The organism is Sphingobacteriales bacterium, from assembly GCA_016700115.1.
Taxonomy (GTDB): domain Bacteria; phylum Bacteroidota; class Bacteroidia; order Chitinophagales; family UBA2359; genus UBA2359.
The window spans coordinates 5,174,997-5,185,509 of the sequence record CP064999.1 but is presented as its reverse complement, the minus strand read 5'-3'; the positions used below and the strand labels follow the sequence as shown (position 1 = coordinate 5,185,509).

The window sequence follows — 10,513 nt, the reverse complement described above, 5'->3', positions numbered from 1 at the left end:
GGTTTTGGCATTAGAAAACAGTTAGAATTGCGTAGGGTGTAATTTTACATACTCAGTAGTTACTAACATTGATGAGAAGTAAAAATAAAATGAGTGTTGACAATTAGCAATATTTCCTTTTACTTTGCTCTTTGTGTTCATTCAAATATTCTTTTCTCAATATCTTATTCATTTATTGTCCCATTCATTATGCCGATTGACCTAAACACTATTGACCATCTCGCATCATTAGCTAAACTTGAATTTACTGAAGAAGAGAAGTTAGAATTAAAAGCCGATTTGGAAAACATTACTGCTTTCTTTGACAAAATCACGGAATTGAGTACGGACAACCTTGTTCCGTTGGTCTATATGAACGAAGATGTCAATGTGCTGCGCCCTGATGAAATCGAAAAACTGACTACCTGTGAAGAAGCGTTTGCTAATGCTCCTAAGTCTAATTCCGGATTTTTTATTGTACCTAAAGTCATCAAAGGTAGTTAATCTTTTCACCCTCAAAGAGATATGGATAAAGTCATTGATATTCAAAACGTTACCAAGTTTTATGAAATGGGCGATGTAATCATCAAGGCCCTGAATGGGGTAACTATGGACATCGAACGCAACGAATTAGTTGCACTGATGGGACCATCAGGTTCCGGCAAATCAACGTTAATGAATGTGTTGGGATGTTTAGATACGCCTACCTCCGGCATTTATATTCTCAACGGTTCATTGGTATCCGATATGACCGATAATGAATTGGCTGAAATTAGGAACAAAGAGATCGGATTTGTTTTTCAGACTTTTAACCTTTTGCCCAGATTAAGTGCATGGGAAAATGTCGCCCTCCCATTGGTTTATGCAGGGATGAGCCGTAAAAAAAGATATGAAAGGGCAATGGAAGTACTCGAATCGGTTAGTCTTGCCGACCGCAGCGACCATAAACCTAATGAACTATCAGGAGGGCAGCGTCAAAGGGTGGCTATTGCCCGTGCTTTGGTCAATCATCCTTCTATCATCTTGGCTGATGAGCCTACCGGAAATCTCGACACTAAAACTTCAGAAGAAATTTTGCGCATTTTCCACACCATCCATGAAAAGGGGAATACAGTTATCATGGTCACACATGAGGAAGATGTGGCCCGACATGCGCATCGCATTATTCGATTGAGAGACGGTGTTATTGAAACTGATGGAAGGGCTGAAATGAAAGCAGCTTTCGGAGGCTCGGTTTAGGCAAACCGGTATTCTATTCAACAATTTTGCCAAATTTGATTACCGGCAAAGAAAACGACCTGAACAATATAGACCCAAACCGATAACGGGTTATTTTTAGGAAATCTGCTCTTGTAAAAGAAAAAGTGCATCGCTACAGAAACGGCATACCAGGCTATATAGTTTTGTATAGGTATTGTATTATTTTCCCAATACCAAAATCCAAAGCAGATTGCCACAGGTTCTATTAACCAATCCAACAATACCATTAAAAGTGCGGCAATTCCGATTTTTCCCCACAATGGGATAGGAAGTTTGTTGGCTATATTGCTTGTAGAATAAATCAAAATAAGCCAGTTTAGTCCGATTATCCAAGGCGTTTCCAAAACTTTAGGACCTAAAACTGTTCCATAGTGATAATGTCCAAAGATGATTCCTGTTTTTACTCCTGCTATTTCTATGGCTATACCTGCAATAAAAATCCCAACAGCAAAATACCAAAATGGGCGGTTAAATCTGCCATGAAACAAAAATAAAAGGAAAGCAGTAATCAACAAGTTAAAAGGAGTGAGCAATAAAAACCTGTCACGGTAATCACTCAAATTTATTCCAATCAACCCAATAAAATGCAAAAAAACAATTACGGTAATACTTAAGTGCAATCCGTATTGTTTACAAAAGTTCCGAAAAAACGGAGGCTCTGTTTCTGAAATTCCCGGCATAATCTTAGGGATAAACAAAGGTAATCGCCTGCTCAATATCAGGGTTTAGGCTAAGTGCTACCGGACAGGTTCGGGCGGCGTTTTCGAGCAACACCCTGCTATCTTCATCATAAACGGTATGTAATGGCAAATACAAAGTAACCTCTATTTTTGAAATTTTGCGTGGATTAGACTGCATGATTTTATTTACAGTTGCCCGTGTACCATCTATATTGAGCATATTGCGACCTGCAACAATACCCATTATCGTCAGCATACAACTTGCCAATGCAGTTGCTGCCAAATCAGTTGGTGAAAATGCCTGTCCTTTTCCTTGGTTGTCAACAGGAGCATCAGTTATTAAAGTATTTCCCGATTGAAGATGAACAGCCTCTGTTCTCAGTCCGGAAGTATAAATTACTTCACTTGTCATAATTTCGTGGGTTTAGTTGGTTGTTAATACGGTCTGTATTCTATAAAAGTGATAGTCTTGAAATTGTATGATTAACCGATAAACCTAAACCTTGTTCGCAAAACAAGAGAAATATTTCCCCTTATTGAGTGCTTAGGCAATTTTTACCGAAGTCATGCTGAGCGAACCTGCGAGTAATTTATCGTTAAACAAAGATAAAGTTTCGCCCTTTTGTTGCAACCCAAGTGTATAGATTAAGGGCAGATAATGATCGGGCGAGGGGATGGCCAACTGAAGGGCTTTACCCTGTTTTTCGTATTGAATCAAGGGTTGATAGTTGCCGTTCAATAAATATTCGTTAATGGTTGCCCTTGCTTCAATTGCCCAATCATATCCGTAGTTGTCTTTGTCAAAGTTTGCAAAGTCAACTAATCCGAGATTGTGAACGATGTTTCCGCTTCCAATGATGAGAACGCCTTTGTTTCTAAGTGTGTTCAATTGTTTTGCTAAATCAAAATGATATTGTGGAGATTGGGTATAATCAATACTCATTTGCACAACGGGTACATCTGCATTAGGATACAAATGTTTGATGACACTCCATGCCCCGTGATCAAGCCCCCATTTTTCGTCTAATTCTACAAGAACAGGGTTCAAGAGTTCTTTACTTAAATTGGCAAGTTCCGGAAATCCCGGAGCCGGATATTGAACTTCATACAGTGCTTTAGGAAAACCACCAAAGTCATGAATGGTTCTTGGGTGTTGCATAGCAGTTACTTTCGTTCCTTTGGTAAACCAATGTGCTGAAATACACAGAATGGCATTCGGATGGGGTAAGGTTTTTGCTATGTTTCGAAATCCGGCTACAAACTGATTTTCTTCAATGGCATTCATCGGACTTCCATGTCCTAAAAAAAGAACAGGCATCCGCTCAGTGTTCGGAAATTTTTCCGACCATGCTCCAACGTCTTGTAAACATTTCATACTAAACAAGAAAGGTGATAGTCCTAAGATTTTTATAAAAGTATTGCGCTTCATGGCTCGATCGGCAGGTTTAATGTTTAAACATCTAATAGGCATGATTGGTTTAACCGATGCTTTTTTCAAAGACTTTGTATCTTTTATAGACCTCTCCATTCAAAACAATAGCAGCAGCGCGATTCATCATCACATTACTTTCCAAAATCCAGCTCCCTTCACCAAATTCTATTCCCATTTTGCGACTGTTGACTATGATGGCATGATACATAACAGAATCTATACCCCTATTGCGGTATTCGGGCATCACACCCATAATGATGATTCGTATCCATTTGATGTATTTCCGTTGGGTATAGAGCTTTAAAAAATTGAAGGGAAAAAGGGTCCCATTCATTTGTTTGAATATGAAATTGTAGTCGGGTACAGCAAGGATAAATCCAACGGCTTTACCGTCAATTTCGGCAAACAATGCCAAATCGGGAACAGCCAATGGTTCGAGGTCTTTGGCCATATCGTCTATTTCGGCATCGGTCATGGGTACAAAGCCCCAGTTTTTTTCCCAAGCCTTATTGTAAATGGCTTTGATAATTGTTAGTTCCTCCTTAAGCTTTTTCAGGTTGATGGGACGTAGGGTTACTTTGTAGCGTTCGGCTGCAATTTTAGCTACTCGGGTAAACTTTGGATTGTTTTCAACTGTGTTTGTATCCATTTTATAAGCCAACAGAACATGAACGGTTTGGTAACCGCTGTTTTCTATCAGTTGCTCATAATAAGGAGGGTTATAGGTCATCATTAGACGGGGCGAATCGTCAAAACCTTCAGTAAGCAATCCGTATTCATGATTGCTCGACGGGTTGGCAGGTCCATGTGCTACAGTTAACCCTTTTTCAGATAACCATTTTTCAGCTGTTTTCAACAATTCGTCCGCTACTTCCTGGTCATCAATACACTCGAAATAACCAAAATACCCTTTTTTGTTGTGTTGATATTCGTTTGCAAGTTTATTGTGAATGGCAGCGATTCTTCCTACAATCTCTCCGCCTTTGTACGCCAAAAACAATTGCATTTCGGCAAACTTGAAAAAAGGGTCTTTGTCGGGATTTAACCGCTTTTTCATATCCATCATTAATGGAGGCACCCAATAGGGGTCATTTTTGTAGATTTTCCAGGCAAATTTGATGAAATCGTTAACTTCTTTGGTATGAAAAGCAACAGGATAAATGATAACAGACGACATAAAGGGCAGTTAAACGGGTTAAATGGATGCTTCATTGAGTTGGTTGAAGTGATGGACTTTTGTAAACTTTAAGTTAGTTTATTCAGGCAAATTTAAACAGTTATTGATTAGTGCTGCTAAAAAAAATGGAACATTAGTTAAGATGGACTTTCTGTTTTGTTTGCCTTGCGTTTCATGACAATCAACAGTGGCTGCCCTTCAATTTTACATTCTACCCATGAAATAAAATCGAAAAAAGTGAGAGGCAATTGTTCTTTGGGATCTTGTTTAAGAGTTTGAAGGTTAGTTTGTAAATCTTTAAAGACCGAAAGTGTAGCATATCGCCCTGTAATTGAAATGATTTTTTGGAAAAAACGCAGCATAATTTTTTCAAAACGGAACACCTTTTTGTGTTTTTGCAGAAAACGGGTATAATTTCTTAAAAGGCTTTCAATCAATAGAAAATTGCCCATTTCATAGTGGATCAACAAATTGAATATCCGTGTAAAACATTGAATATCTTCCCGTATCTGTCCGCGCTCATTGAACACTTTTTCTAACCAATGATGCGCCAAATTGTATTGCTCTGTTTTAAAATAAAGAATAGCCACATTAAAGCATAGATCAATTCGCCGAATTTTGTTGATGTTGTTTTTAAATCTTTCGAGACCTGCTTCAATTTCGGTAACAAGTGCTAAAGGTTTATCCGTTTCGGCTAATGCTGCATACACCACTAAAAGAGCATTGAAATAGGTTTGAAACACCGAAGATTGCAAAGCAGGTGAACTCAATTTAAGCATCTTCAACTTCTCAATATAGAAAAGGGTTTCCTCATATCGGTGAAGATGATTGAGCAACACCATGATGTTCGACAGATTGTTGATGTATATATCTACATCTTCCGTGAAATAAGTAGGGATGCTTTCTATTAGCAATAGTGCTTCTTGTTTATGTAGCAGACTTGTTTCGTAATCTGCCATATAATAGGCATATATAAACCGGATATTGTGAAAGATAATTTTTGCTTTTTTACTCAATGCCATACCTGCATCCTGAAGTAAGTGATGATCAATGACTGATTTCATTTCGGTTTGTGCCCCCGATTTACGGGTATTGCCCGATAAAACAATATGATAAAACAGGAGGTCGTACAGGTTTTTGTATTCCATATAATTTTGATATAACTGCATAACCTGAGTTCGTTCTGAAATTAAGGGTAACAGGTCTTTTTCAAAATTTCCAATTGCAAACTTTATAATTAATTGTCCCTTTAAAAGGAGTAAATCTGACAACAAATCAAAGGCTTCGTGTTGATATGCCTTTTCTCTAAGGTTTTCCACTATGCGTTCACATTGTTTGTAAAGTTGTTTTCGCTGTAAGAATTTGGCCTGATATAATGTTTCCCATAGGGATTGTTCTACAAAGTTATCTGTCTGACTATGAACCAAAGCCCGAAGAATTTGCCTGTAAAGGTAGTTTTTGGTGTAGGAGAGATGTTTCGTAAAAGGAGCATCTTGATATTGTTCCAAAATCTTTGATTCATTGTAAATAGTTTGCTGTTCTAAGGCATCAAACAATTCTAAATAGTTTTTAGCACCCTCCTGCAAATTGGCATAGAGATTAAAATACCGTTTCTCATTGGTAGTCAACGATTTTATCAAGTCAAATAATTCGTTAGCTTTTTTCATCGGGATACTAAAAAACAAAGAATAATTTCAAATATTTCAAGGGCATTTACTAATCCTTATTTTTATCTTAGCAATAAGATGACCTAAGTCGTAAGCGTAAAAATCAAACATTTTTGAAAGATTTTTTATTCAGATTTTTTGTTTTAAGAGAATGTAAGTCCTTTAGGTGGATGTTTCCGGTTTTACTTCAGGGAATACAAATATAGCAGTTGTAACAAAGAGTAGATATTTCCAGAACATAAAAGTTTGAAACGGGATACTAAAAAAGTATGTAAAGTTGGTTGGTTTTAAGAAAAAGCAGCCGGTAGTTTTGTTTCATTATTCAAACAAATTTTTAAAACCAAAACAAATCAACTTTATGAAAACCTTTATGAAACAGATGTTCTTTATCGCCTTGGTTTCTTTCCTGACTACACCATTCAGCTATGCCCAATTTAATAAAGCATTGAACGAATTTAAAAGTCTTAAAAAAGAAGTGCAAAAAACCGGAAACGAAGTAAAACAAACTACTTCCTCTTCAGCTAAAACCGGCAGTTCGTCAACTGCAGCAAACAAAGAGGCAACCAATGAAAACACTAATTCAGGACGTGAATGGTATATCAATATTGCCATTGGAAGCGGAAAAGAAGGTACGATAGAAAAACCGGCCAAAGAAATTGCGGCTATTGCTTTGCAACTCAAACCTGGTGATGTAATTTATATAGCTGAAGGTATTTACAAAGGCAAAGCCGATATGAGCAGCGATATTATTACCGTTCCTGTCAGCATTATTGGGGGGTACAATCAGGATTTTACGAAACGCGATCCATGGGGAAATCACAAAACTGTGTTGAGCGGAGTTAACGGATATATGAAAAGTGAGACCACTTCCCGATTGTCCTTACAATGTAGCAAATCTCATAAAGACTATAGCGGTCAGGTGTTGATAGATGGATTGATTATTGACAATGGTTCGCGCAATTTTTACCTCGAAGGCTCAAATGAAGGCTATATCAAACGTAAAGCATCACCTCAGCAAGGGTTTAACCCCACACCTGATTCACCGGGTATAGAAGTGGACATGGGCAGCAATGCCAACGTTGTTATCCGTAATTGTGCACTCATGAATATTGCGGCTTCGCAAGGAGTGATAGATGTACAAGTGGGTAAAAATGGCAAAGTTTTGATTGAAAACAACCTGATAGTCAACAATACCGGAGACGGAATAAATGCAAAAACCTCCTGGCAATCGGCTGACGGGCAACCGGAATACAATATCCGAAACAATACTGTATTATTTTGCTCAAAATACGATGAAGCCGCTTCTAATCATGGGGGTAATTCTCTGAAAGTGGATGAGCGCATCGTCCTCATTGCCGAAAACAATGTATTTGCTTTCAATGACTATGGCGGATTGGATAATATTAAGAAATGCAAAAGTATAACTTTGAACAACAACCTGTTTACCGCCAACAAAAAATACGATTACCGCGAATACAATACTCCAATGGCAGTAGCAGACATGGCAGATTATGCTGATTTTGCAACCGGTGAAGGCAATGAAAACAAAACCATCCAGGTGCCGGTCAGTAAAGAATGGTCGGCGATCTATATGAGCCGTGTTGTTCCGGAACGAGAAGAAATTGACAGTCAGGTTACCGTGCAAAATTCGGGAGCAAATGCATGGAGAAGCATGTTGGGCTTGCCATTACAGGGCACTTCTGTCGGTGCGCTCAGTCAGGTTTGGCTAAATCGAATTCAGACAACCGACGCGCTAAAAGCAGGTATGCAAACATATCATGGGAAGGGCTGTGTAAAACCTGAATAAAACACTAAGTTTGTCATTCGGCTATTTTAAACATTTCAGGCAGGTCATTCAGGCTTTTATTTTTGCTGATATTCTGGCAAAGCAATTACTGCGAATGACCTGCTCTTTTCTTTATAAGATAAGTTCACCTTGCTTAATCTCTGATATATGTACCTCCTAAAACTAACCATTTTCCTATCGTTCTTAATTTCATCAGTACTATATCCGACACCTGTTGAAGCTCAAACTCTGAACAGTGATTTTATGCCCTGTATCTGTTCGGGAGCGGGGGGCATAGGCAACAACCGTCTGATGATTGCCACCTCGAATAATGCAATGAACTGGACAAAGATCAATATGGTGTTGAGCGACCGTGCAAGCGTGGCTGATGCCATTGTACTTTCAAACGGCAGGGTATTGGTCTATTTTATGGCAGGCTGTCAGGTTATTGGCGGTAGTACTCAAAATATCAATCAAATCAAAATGGCAATTTCGTTAAACAACGGAGCGACCTGGGCTTATAAAAATGTATCCTTTACCGGACTGCCTGTAGGTGCAAATTTGCCGGTAGATCCCAATTTGACCGTATTGCCCGATGGTAGCATGAATATGTTGGCAATGATGTCGGTATCGGGCGATTTACAAGTGCATACTTTCAGATCAACAGATGGTGGATTTACTTATCAATACGAAGGGCTGGCGTTTTCGGTGAGTGGGCAAACCCTGTTTGACCCCGAAAACTTCAGATTTGACACCGGCAATTGGCAAATTTACACCGGTAACCTAACTCTAAACAATACCCAAAAAGGTATTTCCACCAATGGAATGCCCTTTTTTGACAATCTCGGAACCTTTTGCTCTGCGGTTTCAGCCATTCCTCCAGATTGCTATGTCGTTGCCGATATTACCGAAATAGGAGGCGGAGTGTATAAAATGTATGCTTTTGGCAACGCCGGGGTAACTGGAGACGCTATCGTTTCTTTACATTCCAGCAATGCAGGGACTTCCTGGTTACTGGAAAGCGGGTTGCGGCTTCAGTTATCTGTTCCCTCTTCCCTGGAAAGCGTAAAAGTGGCAACACCAACAGTTGTCCGTACTTCGGCAGGTCAGTTCATGATGGTATATGAAACTATAATCCCCGCTTCTGTTTGTTCTGAGGTTATGACCGCTCTGAATATCACGCCGCTTTCTTTTACCGGTTCCGCAGCCATAAACGATACTGTCAGGTTTTCGGCCAACGGTACTTTTTCAGATGGTGCAATTCGCAATCTGACAAGTTTTGCTCTATGGCAATCGAGCAATCCATTGGTTGCTACAATACTACCCAATGGTGCTGTTAAAGCACTTTCTGCAGGAACAACCCAGATTACCGCAACCCATAACGGTCAAACAAGCAATATTTTTATCCTAAATGTTACCGGTGGGGGTGGAAGCGGGAATGGTCCATGGAATGGTGATTTGGTAATTTGTGAAAGTGCAGACGGAACCAGTTTTAACAACTGCCGGTTGTTTGTCGATTCGGCAGGGGTTGTCAGTGTAATTCAAAAACCAAACGGAGATTTGATTGCGGCTTTTCAGTGGTTTCCTGCCCCTATTGGTTCGCCTTTTTGGGATAAAGTTGCCATTAGCACTTCTTCCGATCATGGAATAAACTGGACGTATCCGGTTGCTGCACAGTTTCCCGATTTGCCATCCAACTACCAACGCCCGTTTGACCCGACTCTTGCTCTGACCGAAAACGGCAATATACGAATGTACTTTTCGTCGAGCGGAAACGGCACCGGCCCGCTCAATGAAACTGTACATACCTATTCAGCTATTTCAACAGACGGAGGATGGACTTATACCTTTGAACCCGGTATCAGGTTTCAATATCCGGGACAACCCTCTATTGATCCCGCAGTGGTCCGACATAACGGGCTTTGGTATTATTCAAGTCCGGCAGGCGCACCTCAGGACGGGGCGCATCGTGCTGTTTCAGAAGATGGATTAAATTTTACCCAACTTGAAGATATCCCTTCTGATACACAGCACAACTGGACAGGAAATCTAATCAGTCTTCCCGGAGAACTTCGTTTTTATGGTAGTGGTGGCACTCTTTGGTGGTCTTCGTCAACCAATGGGGGGGATAGCTGGAACGGATACATTCACACTAATCTTAAAGGAGGAGACCCGGCCGTTGTAAAAACCGGCGAAAATCAATACCTTATTATTTTTACAGGCTTCAGATGCACTTCTCCACCCATTCTCAGCGGAAACAATACTGCTTGTGGCGGCAATACCCAAACCTATTCTGTCAGTCCTTCCACAGGTGCTCAATATTTTTGGTCTGTCAGTGGAGGGAATATAATCAGTGGGCAGGGAACTTCTGAAATTACGGTGTTATGGTATGCAGGGAGTGGGGTAGGGCAGGTCGGTGTTTTACAGATGAATTAAACAGCAAAGAATGTATAACGTTCCTTCAGGTTGTGACATTTTTGTATAGATCAACTCCTTCTGTTTTTCAGAACAGGGAGCGAAAACAACAAAATT

The 10,513-nt window shown here is 39.8% G+C and carries 9 protein-coding genes; 4 read left to right on the top strand and 5 right to left on the bottom strand.

Annotated elements, in window-relative coordinates; all coding sequences use genetic code 11:
* Positions 1 to 189: 189 nt before the first annotated feature.
* Positions 190 to 483, top strand: a complete 294-nt coding sequence (gatC, locus tag IPM47_18570; GenBank protein ID QQS28822.1) for an Asp-tRNA(Asn)/Glu-tRNA(Gln) amidotransferase subunit GatC — start codon at positions 190 to 192, stop codon at positions 481 to 483.
* Between the two features lie 21 nt (positions 484 to 504).
* A complete protein-coding gene (locus IPM47_18565) occupies positions 505 to 1,218 on the top strand; it encodes an ABC transporter ATP-binding protein (protein QQS28821.1) in 714 nt (237 codons plus the stop codon).
* A gap of 17 nt (positions 1,219 to 1,235) precedes the next feature.
* On the opposite strand, the gene IPM47_18560 is transcribed toward IPM47_18565, so the two are convergent.
* The 5 genes from IPM47_18560 to IPM47_18540 form a co-directional block, all read right to left on the bottom strand.
* Positions 1,236 to 1,919 carry a carotenoid biosynthesis protein gene (locus IPM47_18560; protein QQS28820.1) on the bottom strand — a complete coding sequence of 228 codons (684 nt, stop codon included), beginning with the start codon at positions 1,917 to 1,919 and terminating at the stop codon, positions 1,236 to 1,238.
* A 4-nt stretch (positions 1,920 to 1,923) separates the two neighbouring features.
* A complete protein-coding gene (locus IPM47_18555) occupies positions 1,924 to 2,331 on the bottom strand; it encodes an OsmC family protein (GenBank protein ID QQS28819.1) in 408 nt (135 codons plus the stop codon).
* A gap of 132 nt (positions 2,332 to 2,463) precedes the next feature.
* A complete protein-coding gene (ygiD, locus tag IPM47_18550; protein QQS31525.1) occupies positions 2,464 to 3,348 on the bottom strand; it encodes a 4,5-DOPA dioxygenase extradiol in 885 nt (294 codons plus the stop codon).
* A 49-nt stretch (positions 3,349 to 3,397) separates the two neighbouring features.
* The gene (locus IPM47_18545; protein QQS28818.1) at positions 3,398 to 4,528 is read right to left on the bottom strand and encodes a hypothetical protein; all 1,131 of its coding nucleotides are present in this window, start codon (positions 4,526 to 4,528) and stop codon (positions 3,398 to 3,400) included.
* Between the two features lie 137 nt (positions 4,529 to 4,665).
* Positions 4,666 to 6,195 (bottom strand): hypothetical protein, encoded by a 1,530-nt coding sequence (locus IPM47_18540; protein QQS28817.1) that lies wholly within the window; start codon positions 6,193 to 6,195, stop codon positions 4,666 to 4,668.
* 358 nt (positions 6,196 to 6,553) lie between these two features.
* Here IPM47_18540 and IPM47_18535 point away from each other — a divergent pair, with 358 nt between their 5' ends.
* Together IPM47_18535 and IPM47_18530 are read left to right on the top strand one after the other, a co-directional pair.
* Positions 6,554 to 8,002, top strand: a complete 1,449-nt coding sequence (locus IPM47_18535; GenBank protein ID QQS28816.1) for a right-handed parallel beta-helix repeat-containing protein — start codon at positions 6,554 to 6,556, stop codon at positions 8,000 to 8,002.
* Between the two features lie 147 nt (positions 8,003 to 8,149).
* The gene (locus tag IPM47_18530) at positions 8,150 to 10,417 is read left to right on the top strand and encodes an Ig-like domain-containing protein (GenBank protein ID QQS28815.1); all 2,268 of its coding nucleotides are present in this window, start codon (positions 8,150 to 8,152) and stop codon (positions 10,415 to 10,417) included.
* Positions 10,418 to 10,513 lie beyond the last annotated feature (96 nt).

What these genes read in the sequence shown, in the direction of transcription:
- IPM47_18545 (QQS28818.1), bottom strand. Translation starts at nt 4,528, where the DNA reads ATGTCGTCTGTTATCATTTATCCTGTTGCTTTTCATACCAAAGAAGTT.
- ygiD (QQS31525.1), bottom strand. Translation starts at nt 3,348, where the DNA reads ATGAAGCGCAATACTTTTATAAAAATCTTAGGACTATCACCTTTCTTG.
- IPM47_18555 (QQS28819.1), bottom strand. Translation starts at nt 2,331, where the DNA reads ATGACAAGTGAAGTAATTTATACTTCCGGACTGAGAACAGAGGCTGTT.
- IPM47_18535 (QQS28816.1), top strand. Translation starts at nt 6,554, where the DNA reads ATGAAAACCTTTATGAAACAGATGTTCTTTATCGCCTTGGTTTCTTTC.
- IPM47_18565 (QQS28821.1), top strand. Translation starts at nt 505, where the DNA reads ATGGATAAAGTCATTGATATTCAAAACGTTACCAAGTTTTATGAAATG.
- IPM47_18540 (QQS28817.1), bottom strand. Translation starts at nt 6,195, where the DNA reads ATGAAAAAAGCTAACGAATTATTTGACTTGATAAAATCGTTGACTACC.
- IPM47_18560 (QQS28820.1), bottom strand. Translation starts at nt 1,919, where the DNA reads ATGCCGGGAATTTCAGAAACAGAGCCTCCGTTTTTTCGGAACTTTTGT.
- gatC (QQS28822.1), top strand. Translation starts at nt 190, where the DNA reads ATGCCGATTGACCTAAACACTATTGACCATCTCGCATCATTAGCTAAA.
- IPM47_18530 (QQS28815.1), top strand. Translation starts at nt 8,150, where the DNA reads ATGTACCTCCTAAAACTAACCATTTTCCTATCGTTCTTAATTTCATCA.